This is a genomic window from Mucilaginibacter pineti (genome assembly GCF_900101875.1).
GTDB classification, from domain to species: Bacteria; Bacteroidota; Bacteroidia; order Sphingobacteriales; family Sphingobacteriaceae; genus Mucilaginibacter; species Mucilaginibacter pineti.
Genome location: NZ_FNAI01000002.1, coordinates 322,534 through 347,049 on the forward strand (window position 1 = coordinate 322,534; position 24,516 = coordinate 347,049).

Sequence of the window (24,516 nt, forward strand, 5' to 3'; positions counted from 1 at the left end):
TTGGTATTATAGCTAAGATAGATAAACTCAATCATTGTTACATAAAATACGCCATAAAGGTTAATTTTGCCCCGTGACCATTACCCCACCCAACATCAGTATTTTTAAGCAAAAGGCCCTGCAATGGGCTTCGGTATTTGATGCGGTTTGTTACCTGGATTCCAACGAGTTTACCGATCCGTACAGCAAGTTTGATACCCTTATAGCCGTTGGTGCCCGGGCTGAAGTAACCGCCTATACAGGCGATGCATTTGAGCAATTGGAAACCTTTCGCAAGGATAACCCCGGTTGGATAACGGGTTTTTTTGAGTACGACCTTAAAAATGAGGTAGAAAAACTATCGTCCCAAAATCCCGACGGGCTGGAATTTCCCGATCTGTATTTTTTTGCCCCACAATATCTGATCGTTATAAAGGGCGAAACGGTGGAGATAATTGCCGACGATCCACAGCAGATGCTGGAGCTGATTGAACATTCGTCAGTAGCCGTCAGTAGTGCGTCAGTAGCCGTCAGTGATCCGTCAGTAGCCGTCAGTAGTCCGTCAGTGGGCGTCAGTCTGCAATCGCGTTTCGGGAGGCAGGAATATGTGGATACCGTGGAAGAAATACGCGGGCACATCAATCGCGGCGATATTTATGTAACCAATTTTTGCCAGGAATTTTTTGCCGACGGCATGCAGATCAATCCGCTCACCATATTTTTCCAGCTCAACCAAATTTCGCCAAATCCGTTCGCCACATTTTTTAAATGGAAGAACAATTATATTATGGGTGCATCGCCCGAAAGATTTTTGGCAAAGCGGGGTTCTAAATTAATTTCGCAACCCATAAAGGGTACCGCCAAAAGAGAGGCCGACTCCCAGACCGATGAACTGGTAAAACAAGAACTGCGCAACCATCCCAAGGAATTGCAGGAAAACGTAATGATAGTTGACCTGGTACGTAACGACCTTACCAAATCGGCTAAACAAGGTACCGTTAAAACCGAGGACCTGTTCGGTATTTATAGCTTCAGGCATGTTCACCAGATGATCTCTACCGTGGTGTGTGAACTGCGCGATGAACTATCGGCGGTGCAGGCCATCAAAAACAGTTTCCCAATGGGCAGCATGACCGGTGCGCCCAAAGTAAGCGCCATGCAGCTGATGGAACATTACGAACGCAGCAGGCGCGGGGTATACTCCGGCGCGGTAGGGTACTTTAGTCCCGATGATGATTTTGATTTCAACGTGGTGATCCGCACGCTGCTGTATAATTCGGTAACGGGCTACCTGTCTTTCCATGTAGGCAGTGCCATTACTTACCATGCCGAAGCCGAAAAGGAATACGAAGAATGCCTGCTTAAGGCAAAAGCTATTTTAGAAGTTTTGGGCGGTGTGCTATAAAATTACTCCGCTACAGTAACCTGTGCTTTAATGCTGGTTAGGATACCATCCCAAAGGGCAATACGTTCCTGCAACGCTTCCTGTACGGCAACGGTTGCTTCCTGCCATTTGGTATCGTCATTGCCGCAAAGTTCGGCAGTCATTTCGTAGGCCAGGTGCGAGTGGTGATCACCATCTACCTCAATATGGCGTTCCAGGTAGTATAATAAAATATCAACCTTGCCAGGCAACTGGCGACTTAGTTCCTTCACTATACTTACAAACATATCTGGTATCAGATCTTCCCTGCCAAAGGTAAAAACTGCTGCCTGTACGTGGTTCTTATTGTTATTTATAACCTCGAAGGTGTGCTGTACAAAGTTACGGGCTGCCAGGGGGATATCGGCAATAATCAGTGCCTCATCTATATGTTTACCGAAGTTGAGTTCGTGAAAAAGGTTGTTGATTGCAATAGCCTCGCTGCCAGCTTGCTGCATGGCACGGAGGTACAATTCAAAGTGGCTGGTACGGTTGCCCAACTCGTCTACATCGCTTTCTTCGCCGGTAACAATTTCATTGATCAGGTAACGGGTATTGGCATTGCCGGTTGGCATCCAGGGCGTAGCGGTGCAGGTAAGTTTTTGCTGTAACGATTTTAACAGCGACATAAAATCCCACACGGCAAAAACATGATGATCCATAAAAACGGTAAGCTCATCAAGCGAGTTGATGTTTTTATAAAGCTCGTGCTGTATTAACTGCTCGCGTAAAGGCTGTATTTGGGTTTTTAAAAGTTCAATTCTGTCGCTATGATTTGCCATTGGTACTATAATATAAAGATTGCAAAAATAGTAAATGGACTTGGTAAACGGGAAAGTGTTGAGTTTTTTGACTTTATGTTGATGCTGGGGATTAAACTTTGAGCAGAGGACTCACCCATCATCGCTGCGCTCGACACCCTCTCTCTTCAGCTTCGCTGGAAAGAGGGATTGGGTTGGTTTAAACTATTACAGGATAAATATTAAAAAAACGTCTTAACCCTCTTTCCAGCGAAGCTGAAGAGAGGGTCGGCCAGCGAAGCGCAGCCGGGGTGAGTCGAATGAGTAGGCATAGCCGATCGTTATTTAGTAGATCTCCCTAAAAGGCACACCACCGTCGCTCGCTTCCAGCCCACAAGTGTTGGGAAGATAAAAAGCGTTGTCATTTCGAACGAGGTACGAGGAGAAATCTTCTACGATATGCAATTGAACTTAGCATTTCGTAGAAGATTTCTCCTTGCCGCTCACACGCAATTTCCATGCAGGCTCGTCGAAATGACAACCTTTTTATTAAAATTTAGTCTTCCCAACACTTGTAGGCTGGAGCCGAGCGACTGCAGGAGATTGCTTTGTGCCTCGTAAAGAGGTTTTATACCCCAACAGATTTCATCCCCACTACAACCTCACGCCCCTTAAAAAATCCTCGATACCCATGCGTTTCTTGCCTTCCAGCTGTACATCTTTAAGGCTGATGAAACCACCTTTGGCGGCAAACTTCAGGAACGTTTTATTGTCGGTTAGGAAACCGCCGGGTTGTATGGCAGGTTCGTCTATCAACAATTCCGATGCGTAGATCTTTAAAGTTTTACCGTTCAGATCGGTATAGGCGGTGGGCACCGGACTTAGCCCGCGAATTTTGTTGTATATGGCTTCGGCAGGTTGCAGCCAGTCGATAAGGCAATCTTCTTTGAATATTTTTGGGGCGTGTTTAAGCTCCTCGCCGGTAAGTAATTGCACCTGCGGATGCTCGTTATATCTGCCGCTTTCTACTGCCTTTACTGTTTTTACCAGCAGGCCCGCGCCTTTGTTCATTAGCCTGTCGTGCAGGTCGCCGGCGGCTTCATTGCCGGTGAGGGTTATTTTTTCGGTAAATAGCACATCGCCGGTATCAATTTCATGTTTCAGGAAAAAGGTAGTTGCGCCGGTTTCTTTTTCGCCATTAATAAGCACCCAGTTAATGGGGGCGGCGCCACGGTATTGCGGCAATAACGAAGCATGTAAATTAATGGTTCCCTTTGCGGGCATTGTCCATACCACTTCGGGCAGCATCCTAAAGGCTACCACCACCTGCAAATCGGCTTTCAATGCTTGCAGTTCGGCAATAAATTCGGGGCTTTTTAGTTTTTCGGGCTGTAGTATTTTAAGTCCATTGGCAACCGCGTATTGTTTCACTGCCGATTCACTTAGCTTTTTTCCTCTGCCTGCCGGTTTATCGGGCGCGGTAACTACGGCCACAATATCGCTGCCCGCTTTAATTAAGGCATCAAGCGATGCAACGGCAAACTCGGGGGTACCCATAAATACAATTCTCATGTTATATGCTTGTTAAATTTGCTTCTTCTTGTTATTGGTATAAAAGGTATTTACTACGTACGGTATTGAATTTTTTTAAGCCGGGTTGCCAGCTCTGCCTGATTTCGTCCTCGGTTTTACCGGCTTCAATTTGCTGCTGCAGCAGTGGTGTGCCCGCAAGCTTTGTAAAATAGGCTATAAAAAAATGCGGTTTATCCGGGAACACTTTATAAAAATCTATGAGCCATTTAAGGTTAATGTGGCCCATATCCCTTATGGCAGTGTTGCTATAATCTTTTAAACTAATGCCATAGCATACCTTATCTTTCTGCGGCGGATTTTCGCTCATGCCCGCAATGCTTACCGGCGTAAATGAAAAATCGTATTTGCCTTTAAGCGCGGGATGCCCCAGCACCAGGAAGGGAAAAAGCGTGCCACGCCCCAAGCTAAAAGTAGTACCCTCAAACAAGCACACGCTTGGGTAAAGCAGTATCGACTGCTCGGTATTTAAATTGGGCGATGGATTTACCGGCAACTTATAAGGTAAAGCATGGTTGTAGTTGGCCACCTTTACAATATTGAGCTTGCACTTTACGCCGTTTTTTAGCCAGCCTTCGCCGTTTATCATTTGGGCATATTCGCCAATGGTCATGCCGTGGCAAATGGGGATGGGGTGCATGGCCACAAACGTGCGTTTTACGGCCACGGTATCCAATATGGGGCCATCTACCAGGTTACCGTTGGGGTTTGGTCTGTCTAATATCATCAACTCTACATTGTTTTCGGCGCAGGCCTCCATAACGTAGTGCAGGGTTGATATGTAGGTATAAAAGCGCGTGCCAACATCCTGAATATCAAATATCATGAGGTTGATGCCTTTTAAATCATCGGGCGTGGGTTTGTAATGCTTGTTGCCATAAAGCGATATCACGGGCAGGCCGGTTTTGGCATCTACGGCATCGTTTACGCTGGCGCCGTTACTGGCGTCGCCCCGGAAACCATGCTCGGGACCGAATATTTTTTTAATGGTAATGCCAAGTTTCAACAGGCTATCAACACTGGGCGTAAGCTTGCTGCCGATAACAGAAGTTTGATTAACCACCATCCCAATATTTTTTCCCTTAATATAGTCAATATACAGGGGGATTTGATCGGCGCCGGTAATTATTTCTGCATTAACCTTCCCGGTTGACTTAACAGAATCGGCCTTTTGGGGGGGATGTGTTTTAAGGCTGCCACATGCAGTGTTCGACATTAAAACTGTAATTAAAGCACATTGAAAAAAAACACGCGTCTTTATCATAAAATAATGTGTTGAAACAATTTTAAAAGTAGCAGGTTTAATAGCAAAACCGCATATTTGCGAAGGTACAAAAAATCATTCTGCATTGAGTTTCGCCTCCTTTATATCCGCCCGTATAACATTTAAGTCAAAACGTACATTCTCAAAACTGATTGTGCGCATTGCCATTGTGGGTATTATGCTGGGTTTGGGGGTAATGATACTTTCCTTAGCCATTGTTAAAGGATTTAAACACGAAATACGCGAAAAGGTTCGCGGTTTTGCGGGAGATATAAGGGTGTTAAAATATGATTTGAACGGATCATACGAAAGCTCGCCATTTTTGGCTGATAGCAATTTTGTAAAACGCGCACTTAAAAGTCCGCTGATTACCCGGGTAATGCCCTTTGCCACTAAGCCCGGCATCATTAAAGCCAATAACGAAATTGAAGGTGTGGTGCTGAAAGGTGTAGATAAAAGTTACGACTGGAGTTATTTTAAGCGGATGCTGGTTGCCGGACAGGTTATTGATTTTACCGATTCTGTTGAGGCTCAAAAGGAGATCATGCTGTCGCAAACCACTGCCGACCGCCTTAAACTAAAGGTAGGCGATAAACTGCTGATGTATTTTGTGCAGGAGCCGCTGCGTAAGCGTCCCTTTAAAATAAAGGGTATTTTTAATATTGGTGTTGAAGAGGTAGACAAAACCTTTGTAATCGGCGATCTGTCGCTCATTAACCGCCTCAACGGCTGGAAACCCAACGAAATAGGGGCATACGAAATGCGCGTATCTGATTTTGAACGGGTAGATTATGCCGCCGATAAACTGGACGAGATATTGCCCATCAAACTAAAATCCTTCACCGTAACTGAGGATTACGCCACCATATTTGAATGGCTTAAGCTCATAGATGTCAACTCGGTAATTATGCTGGTGCTGATGATCGTTGTGGCCGTCATCAACATGATCTCGGCCCTGCTCATCATGATACTGGAACGTACCGCCATGATTGGTATGTTTAAAGCCATGGGCGCTTCTAACTGGAATATCCAGAAGATCTTTTTACTGAATGCCACCTACCTCATAGGCCTTGGTTTGCTGTTGGGCAATACGCTGGGCCTCGGCCTCGGTTACTTTCAGCAGCATACCCACTTTTTTAAGCTCGACCCGGCATCGTACTACATGAACTTTGTACCCGTACAAATAGAATTTACCGATGTGCTGCTCCTTAACATTGGCACGCTGGCCGTATGCTTGCTGGTGCTGCTTATCCCATCAATGCTGGTGAGTAAGATCTCGCCGGTAAAGGCTATCAGATTTAAATAGGGGGAATATCCAATACCGAATTTTGGATTTATTAAACAAGACAAAACAATGATTACAGCTACTTTAAAAGCGCTTTACACCCGGGACCTCCTTAAATTAAAACAGGAGATAACACTTTACAGCAACGAGGAAAATATCTGGCGTATAGATCAAAATATTTTAAATTCTGCAGGAAACCTTTGCCTGCATTTAATAGGGAACCTCAATACCTATATAGGCGCCCAATTGGGCAATACGGACTATGTAAGGAACAGGCCAGCAGAGTTTTCCTTGAAAAACGTCCCAAGGCAGGAGTTGATCAGCCAGATAGACAGAACTATAGAAGTACTTGAGCCTGTACTCGGTTCACTGACGGAAGATCAATTGAAAAGTGAATATCCGCGGCTTGTTGCTGAAGAAACCGTGTCCACCGAATATTTTCTTATCCACCTCGCCATGCATTTAAGCTATCATTTGGGGCAGGTAAATTATCACCGAAGACTGCTGGATCTGTAAGCTTAATATCCCAGCCCGGGCCGGTAATCAGTTTGCACAGTTTTCGCCCACTGGCATAATAAACGTAGGTAAGCATGTTCGCGCGGCACCGATGCTGGATATTTTAATGTCACACGCGACACGCTTGCGCCGGCGCGTGTGACATTATGCCAGTTTTAATGGCTATTGCAGCTAATCCTTAGCAGTGGTTATTTTTGCTAAAATCACGTTTAAAAAGTATCTTGTTATTTTGCTCAATATAGTCGCCCGATAGAATCAAATATGGATGATTAGGCGAATACCCCGCGCTGCGGCTTCTTACAATTATTTTGTCGTTAACTTTCAGGCTATTTAACTGCTCAAACTCCTTAGGAATAAATTGCATCATGTATTCTTCACCATCAATCCTGACTATAAGCCATTTTGGTCCTGATGAATTCGCGTTTGGGCGCTGAAAAGTAGTAGAAGTTACCACGGCCTCCATATTGGCAAAAGCCTTTATGTACTTCCTTATTTTATCAGCACTGGCATGCACCTTTTTACCTGCAGCAGAAACCTCCCATTCTTTGTACTTTATACCGTCAGGAGAAGCCTCCCATTTTTTCCTGTCATCCTCCATGCGGGCTTTCCTGTCGGCAATGGACAACGGTTTTGGAGATGGCTTAGTTTCATTTTTAATTTCACGATTGGCAAATACCAGTCCGCTCACCACCACCAGCGGTAAGATCAGCGCATAGATGAGAATTTTTTTATTTTTCATATCCTTTCAAATTGGTTCAGCAAATCTACTTTGATATTTTTCGGACGGAGTTATTTGGATTGTAAATAAAAATGTAAATTTTGTAAATAAATTATAAAATAGCAGTGGAATCGTCAGCCCCGGACAGATCTGGAATGAAAATCAGGTGTCACATATCCGCCGTCTTTGCCCGCAGTATCTTAACGCAATCAGTAGCTTTAGCACATTTGGCTTCGCTTTAGCTTTTCGGAATATATGGTGTCAGAAAATAATTTGATTCCCCGACTTCAACTAAAACTGTGTCTAAAAGTTGTTTTAGCCATACGATGTCTTCCTTACTATTTCCATCGATACCTATATCAAGTAGCATTACGAAACTGTCGTTAAAGAAATGGTCAGGGTACATAATGTCTATAAACTCATTTTCTAATCTTTTAAATACGCTCTCCGGGTTAGAGAGTCTTTTTATCTCGATATATTTGTTTAGTACTGTTGCCATATTCGCCGCCGGTCTAATTTTAGAAAACTTAGACTTATTACACCTAAGATATAAAAAGCACTTGACTTGCTTGCAAACAAAAAAGCCGCTCTACTTTCGTAAAACGGCTTTGTAGCCTATAGGGTTACATCGACCCAATTACTTCTCTTTTTGTATCAGCACTTTTTTTGACAGTTGATCGCTACCATCAATTTTTTCGGTGTATTTGAGGCCCAGCAGCTCGGTTATCAGCGGGTAAATATCCACATTGGGGAACGGGCCTATTTGGGTATGTTGCTTAAATGCCGGTCCCCAGGCTAAAAATATAGCGTGAACGTCTTTTACCAGGGCCGGGTCATAACCGTGTTGCCCGATGTCGAGTTTTCGGTTATAGATGTTAAACAATTTGGGCCAATGCGGTAATAATATGATGTCGCCTATCCGGTCAAACTTATCGTCGCTTGTTGAGCGGTGTAAATGTTCGGGCATATTGTCGCGAAGGTAAACGTCATAGTCGCCGCCTTCTTTTTTTAGCGCCTGGTAGGTTTTTTGTATGTCGGCCGGATCTTTAGCGATCAGTTCAACGATCATCCTATCGCCGGAGATGATAAATTTAGAGGTATCAAGCGCAGCCGGGGTAGGCAGTGGATGTTTGGTATCCGGCTGGCCCATGCCATGGTCAGATACGAAGATAAAATTAACATCAAGTTTTGTGGTTTTAACCGCTTTAGCCAGTTCGTAAACGGTTGAATCAACGTTATGAACGGCGTCTATCACCTGTTGTGAATTAGGGCCAAAATCGTGGCCGGCATCGTCAACAGGTGGCAAATAAAAGGTAATCAGGTGCGGGCGCTTATCGGCGGGCAAGTTCAGCCAGTTAACAACATCCTGTATGCGGTCATGGATGGAGATCTTTTCGTTGTGCGGGTAATAATAAGTAGAATAAATGCCCTTGATGGGCGTGTTGGAACCCACCCAATAAAAATTAGCGGCAAGCATTTGCTGCTGTTCGGCCAATACCCAAAGCGGCGTACCGCCGTACCAAACGGGGTTCTGAGTTTCTGCTTTTTCGCCCGAGTCATAATATCTTTTCAATTTTCGATCGTAAAAAATATTTTGAACGATGCCGTTGTGTGCAGGATATAAACCCGTTGCCATGGCATAATGGTTGGGGTAAGTGGATGAAGGAAGCACCGGTATCATTGATGATGACCTGACACCTTCCTGAGCGAACGCCAGCAAATGCTCAGCTTTATATTTATCGGCATAATCATATCGGAAACCATCGGCCGAGATAAGGATAACATAGGGTTTTTGCTGTTGCCCGGCGCTGTTTTTTCTGCCGGGTACGATGCGCTGTGTGGTGTCCTGGGCAAAGCTTTGTACTGTGCAGGCAATTAAGATGGCAAGTAATATTAATTTTTTCATAAGCTATAATGTAACAGGGTAAAGCTAACCGCACAACATTAGGCGAATGTTAATGGCTGGTGAATTTTATGTCGGCATTAATGGTTCGCCTGAGGGCTTTTTGGTTAATTTGCGGCTATGCGGCTCCCTTATAAATTTGGGTGGCGTATTAATTTTAATAATTTAGCGAAACAACAAATCAGGGGCTATTATCACATTAAATTCAACCTGACAGGATATACACCAAATGGATACGAACAAACCCACCGCTACAATTCTGCAAACAAAACAGCATTTTGAAATTCTGGATGGATTAAGGGGCGTTGCCGCCCTGGCCGTTGTAACCTTCCATTTTATGGAATGGGCTTACTCCGATTATAGCCAGAACTTTATAGGCCACGGTTTTTTAGCTGTCGATTTCTTTTTCTGCCTTTCGGGATTTGTGATCGGATATGCGTATGATGATCGTATTGCAAAAATGGGCATTCTCGAGTTTTTTAAATCGAGGATCATAAGGCTGCACCCGCTGGTTGTAGCAGGGTCGGTACTGGGCCTGCTGGCATTTTTGTTTGACCCATTTGGCGGCCATCCCGAATTGTACAGCACAGGTAAGGTTGTCCTCACATTTTTTTGCTCGTTACTGCTTATTCCCCTGCCCATAATAGCCGACCGTGGTTTTAACCTGTTCAGTTTCAACGCACCGGCATGGTCGTTATTTTGGGAGTATGTTGCCAATATTGTTTACGCATTTGTGCTTTATAAAATTGGCCGCACCTACCTGCTGCTGTTAACCATACTCGCGGCGGTAGCTATTTGCTATGTAGGTTACCATTCCGGTAATTTAATGGGAGGCTGGAGCGGCCCAACCTTTTGGGACGGCAGCGTCCGGATCTCGTATTCTTTTTTAGCCGGATTGCTTATTTACCGATCTAACTGGATCATCAAAAACAAGCTGGGATTTTTCGGCCTGGCCATATTATTGTTCCTGGCCTTTGTATTCCCATTCTCAAAATGGAACTGGTTATCTGAACCATTAATAGTACTGTTTTACTTTCCATTGCTGATAGCTTTGGGGGCTGGGGCTGCGTTAACGCCAGGCTTAAAAAAGGTTTGCATATTTTCCGGAAAAATATCTTACCCATTGTACATGACGCATTACGCGGTGTTATGGATGTTTGGTAATTATTATGCCAGTAATAAACCGGGGCCTATGCAGCTGGCTTTCATTATCATAACCAGTTTAATTCTGCTGGTTGCAGCAGCATACTTAGTAATGGTGTTTTACGATATCCCCGTAAGGAAATATTTAACCGATAAACGGAAGGCAAGGCTTGCCAAACAAAAGGCAGGCGGGGTTTAAGCTCCGGATTTATTAATAATATTTACCTTGAGGTACAGAGAAAGCAAAAGCCCCGCAGACATGCGGGGCTTTTGCTTTCTCTGTTATTTGATGTATATAAGTGTTACGGCAATAACACCAGTCTAATTCAATCAGATGCCTGCGCGGGGCTCTTCATGCGGTACATCTGGAAAATCAAAGAACTGATAATTAATACCAATCCGGTATAAAATCCGGCTGTAAACTCACGGCCTTCTTTGTAAATGATAACCGCCAATAAAATGGTATACAGCGGTTCGAGGTTAAAGGTAAGGCTTACGGTAAATGAAGATATTTGCTTCAGCGCCCCGTTGATCAGGAAATAAAGCAATACTGTACAAAAAGCCGACAACACCAGCAGCCACCAAAAATCTGAAGCCGACGGAATGATATAGGTTGTTGGGGAAATCCACAGTAATAAGGGCATCAAAAGTGTTAAGCCAACACAGCCACCGCTCATTTGATACAGCACAAACGCGCCGCCATCGTAATGCTTTACAATACGCTCGCTGTACAGTGTATATAAAGCCGAGAACATAGAGGATACAACACCCAAAATAATTCCGGTGCGGTAACTGGCGTCCATACCAAAGATGAAAGCGATGCCGCAAAGTGTTAATCCACTCAATAGTAATTCCTGGAAAGATAGTTTCCTTTTATTAATGATGGGGCCTAAAATGGCGTTGAAGAAGCTGCTGAGCGCAAAGCACACCACACCTACCGAAATATTTGAATATTTAATACTGCCGTAAAATAGCAGCCAATGAATCCCCAATAAGGTACCGGTGAACCCGATCTTTAGTTTATCCCGCCAGGCGATGGCCGGAAATTTGCCTCTAAAAGCAAATATGAGGAGCATAATAATGGAGGAGATGAATAAACGGTACCAGCTGATAAGGCCGGCATTAAGCGTAATAAGTTTACCGAAGATACCTGTAAAGCCGGCAATAACCAGCGCAATATGTAATTTGATATATGCTTGTTTCATTTTTTAAAAGCTAAAAGTAATTGAATAGGAAAGCCGGCAACCTGTTGTAAAACAGATTGTACAGGCCAATTAAAATATAGTTGTTAAGCTATAAAAAATGAGGCAGGAGGAGGAAGACTGCTGATATTGTGCATAATCAAAGCAAATATAAAAGAATTGGTTGGGTTTGCACCGGCTGTTTTTTTTAAATATGGAAATGTTGATTTTAATAAAAACAGTACCCGATGCTACCGCAAGGCTCGCAAAATAATTAGTAACAATAGGCAAGGGGTTTAATCTAATTGACAGTTTATAAACCTATACTTTAAACAAATGATCAAGAAATATTCAGTTTTAATCGGGGTAGTAATCTCATTGATTTTAATAATGACAGCCATCTCAGTTTACCCGGGCGGCACAATGTTCAATGAATATTCTAACGGCTTCGACTGGACAAAGAATTTCATGAGCAACCTGTTTGGAACAAGAGCGTTGAATGGTGCTGAAAACCCTTCCCGGATTTGGGCATGCTTAGGAATGATTGTCCTTCCCATTACCTATGCGGTATTTTTCATTAACATGGCAAAAAAAATACCTGATAAAAATGCTGCCACTATGCTAAAATACGGCGGCGTAGCTAATGTTTTTTTTACGTTTTTAACTATAACGTATTTGCATGACATCATGTTAATTATATCAACCACTTTGTTTTGGACATGTTTAGTTGTTATCACTGTTTTTATCCTGAAATCAAGACTTCATTTATTTAAATTCTTTTGCATAATTATTCTTTCGATTTTTTATTACAGCGTTTACTTATGGGGCATAAGTGATTGGAGTTTATTACCAATAATGCAAAAAGTGAATTTTGCCAGTTCAACGTTATTAATTTTAGGGCTTGAGTATTTTACCAATCAGGAAGATTTTGCTCATATTAAATCAAGAACACATAAAAAATTAGCTACGAATAACTAAATTGTTATTTTCAATAATAAGGCAAACGGAAATTGAGCCTTGTGCTTCCAATTCCGTTGACCTTAATGCTAATGCTATTTTTTAGTAGTAAAATTCAATTTTAAATTTAAACCGCCGGCTCCAAACTTAATTTGCTGGGCACCCAGGCCAGATAGCGGGTATTTCAGGAATGGCTCAATAATTAAACGGTTGCTTTTGCCCAGCGCCGTGCCAATACCAAACGATACGTTGAGGGTTTTGGCAAAGTAAAATCCGTCGAAACTTTTGCGGGTAACATCATCTGTTGTTTGCTGCGATACACCCGCTGCCAACGATTTATCGGGCAAGCCATAGCTTGTGGTATAGGCCTCATTAATGAACGTTCCCGAACTTAAACCTGCCGATATATAAGCATCGCTTTTGTTGGGGGTAAACTCATATTTAATATTCATCGGAATATCCAGTCCAACCAAATTAGCATTATAGTTTTTATAAACCGGGAACGCTGCGCTGGCGGCAAAAGCCTCGGTTTTTTGCGGTACGCTGGCAACATCAGCAGCCATGACCCTGCTATTTGGCGTAGGGGGCAAGCTGCCGCTATAGCTCAGCGTGTTTTGAGCAAGCGCCAAACCGGTAGAAAATTTAATGTTTTTACTCAGCTTAATATCTGATGTAAAACCCGCGCCAGCGTTTACCTGGTTGGCGCTGCCTTTTGCATAGTTAAAAAACGTAGCTGCGTAAATGCTGAAGCGTACCCTTTTCTCATTATCATCTTCCTTAATTTCTTTTTTAGGCTGGTTGGTTTCGGCAGCAAATATGGCGGCCATTGAATTGGCCGGTACTTGTTTTTTTGCAGGCGGCGCAATGGTACTTGTTTTGGTAGCGCTTGCTGCTGCTACAGTGGTGGGGCCCTGCACAGCTGGTTTTGTAACTGCGTACTGCGGGGTTTGAACGGCCGATTTGACACTGTCGGTACCTTTTGCAGCAGGTGTGTTTGTAACAGGATTGGTTGCCGGTTGCCGTACAGTTGGTTTAACGGCATTTGCATACGCAGGCTGCCCGGCCGGGTTATTTACCGGTGGGTTGTTGCCGGTTGCCACGCTTGCCGGTTTATTAAAGGCAAAAGTATTTGCCGGTACTGTTAATGTTGGCGCGGTATTATTATTTACCGGTGGGTTGTTACCGGTTGCCACGCTTGCCGGTTTGTTAAAGACAAAAGTATTTGCCGGTGGTGTTAATGCCGGCGGCGTGTTATTATTAGGTGTATTATTAATTACAGGTTTTTGGGTTGATGCAGGTTGTTTTGTTTGGGCAATACTTGTTTGGGCAATACTTGTTTGGGCCGGTGCAATGGCATCGGCAGGGGTATTTTTTGTTGCAGGCGTTTGCGCTGGTGCGTTATTTGCATCGGCAGTAGTGGGTTGTTGTTTTTTTACCGGATTTACAGCAACAACATTAGTTTGCTGCGGGTTTTTATTAAGCAGCCAAAAACCAATGCCCAGGAACAGCAGCAAAGCGGCAGCAGCGCCTGCCCGCCAAAGCCAGGCAACGGGGCGCTTTTTCTGCTCAGCCGGGAATCGCTCCCGCAGCAGCAGCCAGCCTGCATCAGCAGATGGGTCTTCGAAGTTATCGAACACCTCTATGATGCGGTTCTTTAAATCGTTATCCAGCTGATCGTTCATGGTTTTGTGCTTCGTGCCTTATTATTTTTCTTAATCGTTCCTTTGCCCTGCTCAGGTAAACCCTTGACGAGCTAACTGGTATGGTTAACATGTTTGCAATTTCATCGTGATTGTATCCGTCTATCTCGTATAAGTTAAAAATGGTAAGCTGAATAGCGGGCAGTTCGTTCATCATCTTTAAAATGTCCTGCGCGTTCAGGTTATCAACCGTACCCATGTGGCTGCTCAGGGGCGCAGCGTTATCCAGCTCCACATTAAGCTGAAATTTTAAATCCTTGCGCCTGCGGTCAATGGCGGTATTCACTACAATGGTGCGCAGCCAGGCTTTAAAGGGCTTATCGGTGTTGTAATTTTTTATAGCGTTAAATACTTTTATAAAAGCATCATTTACAGCCTCCAGCGCATCGTCGCGGTTTAGGCTGTAACGCAAACTTATACCCATAGCATAGCCATAGAATAGCTTATACAGCACTTCCTGGTATTTTAAGTTGCCTGTTTTGCATTGGCTGATGATCTCCTCTTCAGTAATGCGTGGGGTTGGATGCATTAAGTAGTTTTAGTTCCGCTTTAATTGATGTTGTTGGTTTTAAGCCTTTACGCAGCAAATAACCCGATTGATACAGTAAAAAAATATTTTTATTGTATCAATCAGTTGCGTTAGCAGCCACGGTTATACTTTAACCCCTGTTTAACTGAAAAAAGCCGCCGCTTTAAAAACGACGGCCGTAATTAAAACAGTAGGATCTTATTGTTTTAAAAGATCGTAACGGTAAATTGTATCCGGACTAACATTTTTGTTGCCCGCTATCATTTTAAAGTTAACACCATCATAAAGATACTGATATACACCCGCCAAATGGGTTTTTGTTTGCACACCAACTTTATAAGTGCTATCTCTAAACTGGATAAAGTTACCATCATAAATATACAAGCCCTTGCTGCCAGCATGTTTGGTAGTATCGCCGGTTACGGCGTAGTGAGCACTTGACGTAGTTGTTAATACAATGTTCGATTTTGCAGTATCATATCCTGTACCGGTTGTTTTTTTGGTGATAAGTTTAAATGTTCCGGTAAAAGCCCCAGTAGGATTAGGAATAACAACAGGATCTGACTTTGGCGAACATGCCACGCCCAACGTTAATAAAAGTGGTAGTAAGTAAAATAAATTGCGTTTCATAATCTTTCTCTTTTTAACCATTACGCTAATAATTATCTAAACGCTACAACAGGTACCAATATTTTTAAAGTTTTTTGGCTTCTTCCCAAAAAATATCCATTTCGGCAAGGCTCATATCCTGCAGCTGTTTGCCGTTTTCCTGTGCCTTTTGCTCTAGGTATTGAAAGCGTTTGATGAACTTTTTATTGGTTTTTTCAAGCGCATTCTCGGGGTTTATGTTGATGAAACGGGCGTAATTAATGAGCGAGAACAGCAGATCGCCAAACTCGCCTTCGGCTTTTTCATGGTCGATAGTGCTTTCATTCTCGGCGTTAAACTCGTCCTTAAATTCCTGCATTTCTTCTTCAACCTTGGCCCAAACCTGGTTTTTCTCCTCCCAGTCGAACCCCACACCGCGTGCCTTCTCCTGTATGCGTGATGCTTTTACCAATGCCGGTAAAGATGCCGGCACCCCGCCAAGAACTGATTTATTGCCTTCCTTTAATTTAATCTGTTCCCAGTTGCGTTTTACATCTTCCTCGTTTTGTACCTCAACATCCCCATAAATATGGGGGTGGCGGTTAATGAGTTTTTCGCACACGCTGTTCAGCACATCGGTAATGGTAAAATCATTGGTTTCGGAAGCTATTTTGGCGTAAAAAACAAGGTGCAGCATAATATCGCCCAATTCTTTTTTTACCTCCTGCATATCGTCGCCCAAAATGGCATCGCTAAGCTCATAAGTTTCTTCAATGGTGAGGTGCCGCAGACTTTCCAGCGTTTGCTTTTTATCCCAGGGACAATTTGCCCGCAGGTCGTCCATAATTATGAGCAGGCGTTGAAATGCTATAGTAGATGTAGGTGCAGTTTCGGGAGCTTTTAAAGGCATGTTTTTTTGTTTTTGCAAAGATAGGATTTTGGGAGGAAGGATTTGGAGAGCAAGGATTTTTGGAATAAGGAGCAAGGAATCCCCGTAGAGACGCATAATTGCGTCTCCCGCATGCAAATCACCCGTGTAGATGCATCATGCAAATCCGACCTGTATGGTGGGAGGCGCAATTATGCGCCTTTACATTGAAATTTTCGTTCCCCTGAGCATTTCCCTTTTGCCGGCTGCGCCAGGTACTTTTTCTATTTTAAGGTTCAGGGCTTTCAGCATACGTTTAAGGTTGCCGGTTATGGCGTAGGTAACAAATACGCCGCCCGGTTTTAAAAAGCTGATAACCTGGCTTATGGCTTCCTGCGCCCACATTTCGGGTTGATGGGCGGATGCGAAGGCATCAAAATATATAACATCATACTGCTCGTTAGCAGTAAATTGCCTGAGTGTGGTATGGGCTATCTGCAGATTGCAATATTCATTTAGCTGGACTTTGGAGGTTAACGCGGTGGGGTAATTAATGAGGTAGCTATCCCACAAACCGGCGGTTGTATAATCTTCATAGCCGGTTTGCGCCATCATCTCCGGCGTAAGCGGATAGGCCTCTATACCGGTGTAATTAAGCGCTATTTGGTTATCAATGCAATCATCGGCACTAAGCAAAAAATTAAGACCGGTGCCAAAACCAACTTCCAGTATACTTACCGCTTTAGTATCGTTATTAGTCAAAAAATGCCGCATGCCCGCGTTTACAAACACATGGCGGCTCTCCTGTAAGGCGCCGTTGCGCGAGTGGTAATGCTCGCCAACCTGGGCATTGTAAATAGTTTTTGAGCCGTCGGCGGTGGTAACTATGGTTAGGTTTGTCATTGAGTCATTGAGTCATTAGGTCATTGTTGCTTTGGCAGGGTAACTGACCAGGTATCGTATGCTTAATGAACAAAGTATTCGGTCACCACTTCGCCGAGGTCATATACCAACACGTTGTGAATTTTAGCGGCAACAATGCTCACTGCCACTGCCGAGCGATAGCCCGCAGCACAATGGATCACGATGGGCTTGTCGGTCGGGATCTCGTTTAAACGTTCGCGAAGCTCGGGTAGGGGAATGCTGATGGCGCTTTCAAATATTTTACCGTCGCTCACCTCACCATGGTTACGTACATCAACAATGGTATAACTACCCGGGTTAACCCTGAAGTTCTCCAGATCAAGCGCGGGCAGGGTAACCGTAGCGTTTGCCGGGGAAAGCAGGGTAGCTTTAATGTTGTTTTCGTAACCTATTTTGGCTGCTTTTTTTATGAGGATCTCCAGTTTTTCGGGGTTTTCGCCAATCAGATAAAAAGGCTCATCGGGGGCAAGGATGGAACCTAACCAGGTTTCAAATTTTTCGCCGTCCTGCAGGTTAATAGCGCCAGCTACATGGCCGTTCCTGAACTGCTGTTTAGGGCGACTGTCAATTATAATAATATCTTTTTGTAACGATGTGCCGGTAGCTAATTTTTCAACCCCGTAAACACTTTGCTCAAATGCCGGCGCACCGGTTTTGTTAAGCTCCACATCGTACCCAAAATACTTGGGCACAAATGGCTGATCGGTGGTGAGGGTTTTGATGAATGTAAGTTCGTCCATTAGTTGCAGCGCATAGTTTTCGCGCAATTCGCGCCCAATAGTACTCTGCAAATCCGGACTCATATTTTTGCCGCATAACGAACCAGGGCCGTGCGCTGGGTAAACCACAACGCCCTTTGGCAGGGTCATGAGTTTTTGGCGGGTGCTCTGGTACATTTGCCTGGCCAGCTCTTCTTTTTTTGCGGTGATATTGCCCACGTTTTCGCGCAGATCAGGCCTGCCTACATCGCCCACGAAAAGGGTGTCGCCGGTAAAAATGGCGGTTTCTTTTCCCTGTTCATCTTCCAGCAAAATACAAATAGAATCGGGCGAATGGCCAGGTGTGTTGAGAGCCTTTAACTTTACATCGTTAAGCTGGATAACGTCGCCATCATCAAAAGTTTCATGTGGATAAGCCGCGCCGGTAAGCTTGCTGGCATAAATGACCGCGTTGGTAGCCTGGTGAATTTCCAGGTGCGAGCTTACAAAATCGGCATGGGGATGGGTTTCAATCACGCCCACGATATCGGCATCATGCTGCGCCGCAAAATCATAATACGGCTGCGGGTTACGCGCCGGATCAATAACTATCATTTTACCCGTGCGGATAACCGCATAAGAGGCATGCGCCAAACCTTTATCGTAGAACTGCTGGATAATCATATTCGGCGCAAAGATAGCAGTTTGAACGGAATTGGATAAGTGCTTAAGTTATTGGAAAGTAAAATGATGGGGTGGGGAGATATGTTAAATCACAATCGGCTCTGCATAGCGATTCGACTCACCCCGGCTACGCTTCGCTGGCCGACCCTCTCTTCAGCTTCGCTGGAAAGAGGGTTAAGACAGGTCTACATTATCTTTTGCGTTCGTTTGTAACTACAAGTGTTGGGAAGAGTAAATTTTAATAAAAAGGTTGTCATTTCGACGCGCCTGCATGGGAATTGCGTGTGAGCGGCAAGGAGAAATCTTCTACGAAATGCAATGAAGTCCTGTATTCCGCAGAAGATTTCTCTTTCGCGCCACGCTTTTTCCCTCCCTGGCTCTATCGAAATGACAATTTTTATAAAGCTTTTAGTCTTCCCAACACCTGTCGTTGCAAACGAGCGCAAGGATGTACTTTTTCAACTCCCCCCTTCCAGCGAAGGCGAAGAGAGGGGGTCGAGCGCAGCGTAGCCGGGTGAGTCCTCTGCTCAAAGCCACCCCACAAAACTAACAAAGCCCGGCATACGCCGGGCTTTGTCTTGATACCTGATACTAATTACCTGATACTTTCAAAAACCTACCAAACTTTGGTTCTGTCCTCAGGTTTTTTGTAGAGTTTATCGCCGGGTTGTATGTTGAAGGCTTTGTACCATGCGTCGATATTGGTTAGCGGGGCGTTGGTGCGGTAATTTTCTGGCGAGTGCGGATCTGTAAGGATGCGTGATGCGGCCGACTCGGGACGCTGCGCGCTGCGCCATACCTGTGCCCATGATAAAAAGAAACGCTGATCTGCCGTAAAGCCATCTATTTTAGCGGTAGACTGGCCTTGCTTTGTTTTCTTGAATGCTTCATAGGCAACGTTTAAACCACCTAAGTCGGCAAGGTTTTCGCCGAGGGTAAGTTTGCCGTTTACGTGCAGGGTATCAAGCACTGTAAAAGCATTGTATTGGTTTACCACCTGGTCTGCACGTACCTGGAATTTATCGGCATCGGCCTTTGTCCACCAGTCGCGCAGGGTGCCATCGGCATCGTACTGTCTGCCTTGATCATCAAAACCGTGGGTCATTTCGTGGCCTATAACCGCGCCAATACCACCGTAGTTAACAGCATCATCCGCCTTAAAATCAAAGAAGGGGAATTGCAATATCCCCGCAGGGAAAACTATCTCGTTATTGGTTGGGTTGTAGTAAGCGTTAACGGTTGGCGGCGTCATTCCCCAGCGGGTTTTATCAACCGGTTTGCCCAGCCTGGTTACGTTAAAGTTGTAGCGCCATTTTGATATAGCACGCATATTGGCCACATAATCATTACGATCAATTACAATACCATCGTATTTTTCCCAGTTATCCGGGTAGCCAATTTTTACGGTGAAGGCGTTGAGCTTTTTCAGTGCGCGCTCCTTGGTTTCGGGACTCATCCACTCCAGGCGTTTAATGCGGTCGCCCAGGGTAATTTTAAGGTTATTTACCAGGCCTACCATGTATTGCTTTGCTGCCGGGGTAAAGTATTTTTCAACAAAAAGCTGACCCAGCAATTCACCCAAGCTGCCATCAACCAGGCTGCTCATGCGTTCGTTGCGCGGGGTTTGTACTTTTTGCCCGCTTAAAATGCTGCCGTAAGCAAAGTTGGCATCAACAAAAGCCGAGCTTAATAAGGCCGATGATCCTTTGAGGATATTCCATTTAAGGTAAACCTTCCAATCGGCAACCGGGGTAGCGGCTAATAACGAATCGGCGGCTTTAAAGAAGGATGGCTGCCCCACCAATATACTGTCCTGTCCGCTTGCTTTCAGCATAGGCAAAATTTTGGTCCAGTTAAGGTGCGGGGTTACTTTATCAAAATCGGCAATTAAAAATTTGTTGTAGGTAACATGCGGATCGCGCATGGCAACGCGGCTAAGCTGCGCTTTTGCCAAAGTTGTTTCAATGGCGTAAATAGTGGCTGCGTTTTTGGCCGCATCATCGGCATTGCTGCCGGTTAAGGTAAACAGGGTTACCGCCAGTTTTTTTAGCGCATCCTGTGCTTTTTTTGATCGCGGGTCGTTTTTTAAATAGTAATCACGATCGGGCAGGGTAGTGCCGGCCTGGCCCAAACCTACAATGTATTTCGATACATTTTTATCATCCTGATCTACCCCAAACCTAAACAGGGGCGAACCCATGCCGTTAACGCGTTCGGCTATCATTTCGTTAATGATGCCGTCCAGGCTGTTTATTTGGTCGATGCGTTGCAGGTCGGGTTTAATGGGGTCGTAGCCGCGTTTTTCTATGGCTATGCTGTCCATTCCGCTGGCGTATAGGTCGCCCACGCGTTGTTTTAAGCTGCCTTTTGGCTGCGAAGCCGAAGTTTGGCTTACCTCTTTGAGCAGGCCTAAAAGTTTATCGGTATTTTCCTGGCGAAGGATGTTGAAGCTGCCCCAGCGGGTTTCTTTGGCTGGTATGGCATTTTGCTTTATCCAGTTGCCATTGGCGTAATCAAAAAAATCATCACCGGGCTTAATGGAAAGATCCATATTGGCGGGGTCGATAAATTTTTTTGGTACGGCTTTATGTTTGGGTTTTGGATGGGGGCCGCTGCCTGCGGCAAAAACATTGGCCGACAAGACTAAGGCGCCCGCCAGCATACAATAAGAAATCTTAAACTTCATGTCAAACTAATTTAAAAATGAAGTTAAGGAATAAGGCCTGAGCCCACAAACCGGTTGGAGGTCGCCGCTTAGTGGTTAAACCAGTTTATGATAAAGTGAAGCTTTGATTTTTTTAAAACATCAAGCCAAAAGCGATGTAAATGCATTGTTTTCATGGCTGTTACGGTTAATATAGTATTATAACTTTTTAATTGTAAAAATATTGTGGCAGGAGGGGCCTCACCTAAATCCTCTCCAAAGTAGAGGACTTTGAAAATCATATTCAGACAAAATGATTTATAAAAAAATGCATAAAAAACCCCTCTCCTTTGGAGAGGGGTTTGGGGTGAGGCTTAAAATACTTATTTTTGCGCGTTATGAGTATTTCTAAAACATATTTGCCCAAGCAAACCGAAGATAAATGGTACAGTTACTGGTTAAAACACGAGTTTTTTAAGAGTGTGCCAGATGAGCGCGAGCCTTATACCATAGTTATTCCGCCGCCAAACGTTACCGGGGTTTTGCACATGGGGCATATGTTAAACAATACCATACAGGATGTGCTGGTTCGCCGCGCCCGTATGAAAGGCAAAAACGCCTGCTGGGTTCCCGGAACAGACCATGCCAGCATTGCTACCGAAGCTAAGGTAGTTGCCATGCTTAAAGAGCAGGGACATACCAAAGAATCGCTTGGAAGAGAGAAGTTTTTGGAGAAAGCGATGGAGTGGAAGGAGAAGTATGGAGGCATTATTCTTGAACAGCTTAAAAAGTTAGGCGCTTCATGCGACTGGGATCGAACAAAGTTTACCATGGATCCTGAAATGTCTGAAGCTGTTATAGATACCTTTATCAAGCTGAACAAAAAAGGCCTAATATACCGAGGTGTACGGATGGTAAACTGGGATCCGCAGGGGAAAACTGCGGTTAGCGACGAAGAGGTTATTAGGAAGGAAGTAAATCAAAAACTATATTATATAAGATATCCGATTTTAGGAGATGGAACTGTAAAAGTTCCCAATCATGTTGCATCTCCTATTCCAGCATTCATAGTAGTTGCAACAACTCGTCCAGAAACTATAATGGCGGATGAAGCTATTTGCGTAAATCCCAATGATCCTAATTACTTTTATTTACACGGAAAAAGGGTACGTATACCTTTATTGGATAGATATATCGGCGTAATCACAGACGATTACGTAACAATTGATTTTGGTACAGGTTGTTTGAAAGTTACGCCAGCCCACGACCAAAACGACTATGAGTTGGGATTAAAATATGGACTCGACCTTAATAGAGATATTTTAAATGATGATGGGACCCTTAATGAAATGGCTGTCATACCAGAGTTAATTGGTATGGATCGTTTTGATGCGCGAAAAAGAATCGTAAAAATGCTCGACGAACAAGGCTATTTAGATAAAGTAGAAGAATATAAATCGCAAGTTGGCTTTTCTGAACGAACAAATGCTGTTATCGAACCAAAACTATCCATGCAATGGTTTTGTAAAATGGGTGAGATGGCAAAACCAGCTTTAGATTATGTTATTAACGGCGATGTAAAGTTGATCCCAGAAAAATTTGTTAATACTTATCGTCATTGGATGGAGAATGTACGCGATTGGAATATTAGTCGACAGTTATGGTGGGGACAACAAATTCCGGCTTGGTATTACAGAGCGAATTATTCACCGATAAATAGAATAACTGGGGAAACAATAAATCTTCTGCTTGATCAAAATGAAAGAGTATTAATCGCGAAAACCAAGAAAGAAGCAGTTAAATGTTTTGCGGAGATATTTGTAAAGAGAGGGTTGGATGAACCCACAGCGTTGACCCACGCCGATAAATATATTGAACAAGATCCAGATGTATTGGATACTTGGTTTTCATCGTGGCTATGGCCGATATCTGTTTTTGACGGTGTACGTAATCCCAACAATCCTGAGATAAATTATTATTACCCAACAAATGATCTCGTAACCGCTCCTGAAATACTATTCTTTTGGGTTGCAAGGATGATTATGGCGGGCGATTTATGGCGACAAGAGGCACCATTTAAAAACGTATATCTTACCGGTATTGTTAGAGATAAATTGGGCCGTAAAATGTCGAAATCGTTGGGCAACTCGCCAGATCCACTGGGCTTAATTGAGCAATACGGTGCCGATGGGGTAAGGGTTGGCATGCTGCTTTGTTCGCCTGCCGGTAACGATTTAATGTTTGATGAAAGCTACTGCAAACAAGGCAGCGGCTTTGTAAATAAAATATGGAACGCCTTTAACCTTATAAAAGGGTGGGAGGTTGATGAAAGCTTATCAAACCCCAACGAGGTAAGCATCAAATGGTTCGGCAGCAGGTTTAACCAGGCCCTGGGCGAGATTGAGGAACAGTTTAAACAGTTCCGCCTGTCAGAAGCGCTTATGAGCACCTATAAGCTCATCTGGGACGATTTCTGCGCCTGGTACCTGGAGATGATAAAGCCAGTTTATCAGCATGGTGTTGAAAAGCAACGCATTGATGCCGAAACGTATAAAGCAACCATCGCGTTTTTTGAAGATATATTAAAAGTGCTTCATCCGTTTGCCCCTTTCATAACCGAAGAGTTATGGCATGACGAGCTTTTTGGTGAGCGCGGCGAAAAGGATTGTTGTATTGTTGCTCAATTGCCAAACATTGGGGAAATAAATACTCAGCTGCTTAATGAGGTAGAATTGGTGCAAATAGTTCTTACTCAAATTAGGAATATTCGTAACACAAAACAAATTTTACAAAAGGATGCGCTTAAGCTTGCAGTAAAGTCAAACTCGGGTATAAATTACCAGCAGTACCAGGCTATCATAGCCAAATTAGGTAACATAAGCGAGTTTACTTTGGTTGATGATAAGCTTAACGGCGCGCTAAACTTTATGGCATCTACCGATGAATTTTACATTCCGTTAAGCGAAAACCTTGATCCCGTTGCCGAGCGCGCAAGGCTTGAAAAGGAAAAGGAATACCTTTTTGGCTTTTTAAAATCGGTAACGGCAAAGCTTAATAATGAGCGTTTTATGGCCAACGCCAAGCCCGAAATTATTGATGTGGAACTGAAAAAGAAAGCAGATGCTGAGGCCAAATTACGGATCATAGAACAAAACCTGGACGATTTGGCTGACTAATTGCAC

General features: G+C 44.0%; 20 protein-coding genes. 6 read left to right on the forward strand and 14 right to left on the reverse strand.

Features of this window, described 5'->3' with window-relative positions; translation table 11 throughout:
* Positions 1–73 precede the first annotated feature (73 nt).
* Positions 74–1,384 (forward strand): anthranilate synthase component I family protein, encoded by a 1,311-nt coding sequence (locus BLS59_RS05730; protein ID WP_317039750.1) that lies wholly within the window; start codon positions 74–76, stop codon positions 1,382–1,384.
* A 2-nt stretch (positions 1,385–1,386) separates the two neighbouring features.
* On the opposite strand, the gene BLS59_RS05735 is transcribed toward BLS59_RS05730, so the two are convergent.
* From BLS59_RS05735 to BLS59_RS05745, 3 genes are all read right to left on the reverse strand, one after another.
* Positions 1,387–2,184: a DUF3050 domain-containing protein gene (locus tag BLS59_RS05735; RefSeq protein WP_091145994.1), complete on the reverse strand. Its 798-nt coding sequence runs from the start codon at positions 2,182–2,184 to the stop codon at positions 1,387–1,389.
* A gap of 612 nt (positions 2,185–2,796) precedes the next feature.
* Positions 2,797–3,714: a methionyl-tRNA formyltransferase gene (gene fmt, locus BLS59_RS05740; protein ID WP_162842560.1), complete on the reverse strand. Its 918-nt coding sequence runs from the start codon at positions 3,712–3,714 to the stop codon at positions 2,797–2,799.
* A 31-nt stretch (positions 3,715–3,745) separates the two neighbouring features.
* The gene (locus BLS59_RS05745; protein ID WP_091146000.1) at positions 3,746–4,948 is read right to left on the reverse strand and encodes an exo-beta-N-acetylmuramidase NamZ family protein; all 1,203 of its coding nucleotides are present in this window, start codon (positions 4,946–4,948) and stop codon (positions 3,746–3,748) included.
* A 133-nt stretch (positions 4,949–5,081) separates the two neighbouring features.
* On the opposite strand from BLS59_RS05745, the gene BLS59_RS05750 reads away from it, so the two are divergent.
* The gene (locus BLS59_RS05750) at positions 5,082–6,302 is read left to right on the forward strand and encodes an ABC transporter permease (RefSeq protein WP_091146004.1); all 1,221 of its coding nucleotides are present in this window, start codon (positions 5,082–5,084) and stop codon (positions 6,300–6,302) included.
* Positions 6,303–6,350: 48 nt separating this feature from the next.
* Complete coding sequence (locus BLS59_RS05755) at positions 6,351–6,797, forward strand: DUF1572 family protein (RefSeq protein ID WP_205411192.1); 447 nt, start codon at positions 6,351–6,353, stop codon at positions 6,795–6,797.
* 178 nt (positions 6,798–6,975) lie between these two features.
* Here the strand turns inward: BLS59_RS05755 and BLS59_RS05760 are convergent, their stop codons facing one another.
* The 3 genes from BLS59_RS05760 to BLS59_RS05770 all read right to left on the reverse strand — a co-directional run bounded on the left by BLS59_RS05760 (position 6,976) and on the right by BLS59_RS05770 (position 9,421).
* Positions 6,976–7,536, reverse strand: coding sequence for a hypothetical protein (locus tag BLS59_RS05760; protein WP_091146007.1), 561 nt, complete (start codon positions 7,534–7,536; stop codon positions 6,976–6,978).
* Positions 7,537–7,753: 217 nt separating this feature from the next.
* Complete coding sequence (locus BLS59_RS05765) at positions 7,754–8,014, reverse strand: hypothetical protein (protein WP_091146010.1); 261 nt, start codon at positions 8,012–8,014, stop codon at positions 7,754–7,756.
* Between the two features lie 138 nt (positions 8,015–8,152).
* A complete protein-coding gene (locus tag BLS59_RS05770; protein WP_091146013.1) occupies positions 8,153–9,421 on the reverse strand; it encodes an alkaline phosphatase family protein in 1,269 nt (422 codons plus the stop codon).
* Positions 9,422–9,647: 226 nt separating this feature from the next.
* Here BLS59_RS05770 and BLS59_RS05775 point away from each other — a divergent pair, with 226 nt between their 5' ends.
* Positions 9,648–10,760 carry an acyltransferase family protein gene (locus tag BLS59_RS05775; protein ID WP_091146017.1) on the forward strand — a complete coding sequence of 371 codons (1,113 nt, stop codon included), beginning with the start codon at positions 9,648–9,650 and terminating at the stop codon, positions 10,758–10,760.
* 127 nt (positions 10,761–10,887) lie between these two features.
* On the opposite strand, the gene BLS59_RS05780 is transcribed toward BLS59_RS05775, so the two are convergent.
* Complete coding sequence (locus BLS59_RS05780; RefSeq protein ID WP_091146023.1) at positions 10,888–11,766, reverse strand: DMT family transporter; 879 nt, start codon at positions 11,764–11,766, stop codon at positions 10,888–10,890.
* A 312-nt stretch (positions 11,767–12,078) separates the two neighbouring features.
* Between BLS59_RS05780 and BLS59_RS05785 the strand changes: the two genes are divergently transcribed.
* Positions 12,079–12,720, forward strand: coding sequence for a hypothetical protein (locus BLS59_RS05785; RefSeq protein ID WP_205411193.1), 642 nt, complete (start codon positions 12,079–12,081; stop codon positions 12,718–12,720).
* 74 nt (positions 12,721–12,794) lie between these two features.
* On the opposite strand, the gene BLS59_RS05790 is transcribed toward BLS59_RS05785, so the two are convergent.
* The 7 genes from BLS59_RS05790 to BLS59_RS05820 all read right to left on the reverse strand — a co-directional run bounded on the left by BLS59_RS05790 (position 12,795) and on the right by BLS59_RS05820 (position 21,376).
* Complete coding sequence (locus BLS59_RS05790) at positions 12,795–14,381, reverse strand: hypothetical protein (RefSeq protein WP_091146025.1); 1,587 nt, start codon at positions 14,379–14,381, stop codon at positions 12,795–12,797.
* The gene (locus BLS59_RS05795) at positions 14,362–14,928 is read right to left on the reverse strand and encodes an RNA polymerase sigma factor (protein WP_091146028.1); all 567 of its coding nucleotides are present in this window, start codon (positions 14,926–14,928) and stop codon (positions 14,362–14,364) included. Before BLS59_RS05795 ends, BLS59_RS05790 begins: the two co-directional genes overlap by 20 nt.
* Positions 14,929–15,126: 198 nt before the next feature.
* Positions 15,127–15,558 carry a hypothetical protein gene (locus tag BLS59_RS05800; protein WP_143014048.1) on the reverse strand — a complete coding sequence of 144 codons (432 nt, stop codon included), beginning with the start codon at positions 15,556–15,558 and terminating at the stop codon, positions 15,127–15,129.
* A 64-nt stretch (positions 15,559–15,622) separates the two neighbouring features.
* A complete protein-coding gene (mazG, locus tag BLS59_RS05805; protein WP_091146035.1) occupies positions 15,623–16,426 on the reverse strand; it encodes a nucleoside triphosphate pyrophosphohydrolase in 804 nt (267 codons plus the stop codon).
* A gap of 180 nt (positions 16,427–16,606) precedes the next feature.
* Positions 16,607–17,287 (reverse strand): tRNA (5-methylaminomethyl-2-thiouridine)(34)-methyltransferase MnmC2, encoded by a 681-nt coding sequence (gene mnmD, locus BLS59_RS05810; protein WP_091146039.1) that lies wholly within the window; start codon positions 17,285–17,287, stop codon positions 16,607–16,609.
* A gap of 62 nt (positions 17,288–17,349) precedes the next feature.
* The gene (locus BLS59_RS05815) at positions 17,350–18,690 is read right to left on the reverse strand and encodes an MBL fold metallo-hydrolase (protein ID WP_091146043.1); all 1,341 of its coding nucleotides are present in this window, start codon (positions 18,688–18,690) and stop codon (positions 17,350–17,352) included.
* A 616-nt stretch (positions 18,691–19,306) separates the two neighbouring features.
* Positions 19,307–21,376, reverse strand: coding sequence for a M13 family metallopeptidase (locus BLS59_RS05820; protein ID WP_091146046.1), 2,070 nt, complete (start codon positions 21,374–21,376; stop codon positions 19,307–19,309).
* A 356-nt stretch (positions 21,377–21,732) separates the two neighbouring features.
* Here BLS59_RS05820 and BLS59_RS05830 point away from each other — a divergent pair, with 356 nt between their 5' ends.
* On the forward strand, positions 21,733–24,510 hold the full coding sequence (locus tag BLS59_RS05830) for a valine--tRNA ligase (protein WP_091146053.1): 2,778 nt from the start codon (positions 21,733–21,735) through the stop codon (positions 24,508–24,510).
* Positions 24,511–24,516: the final 6 nt, after the last annotated feature.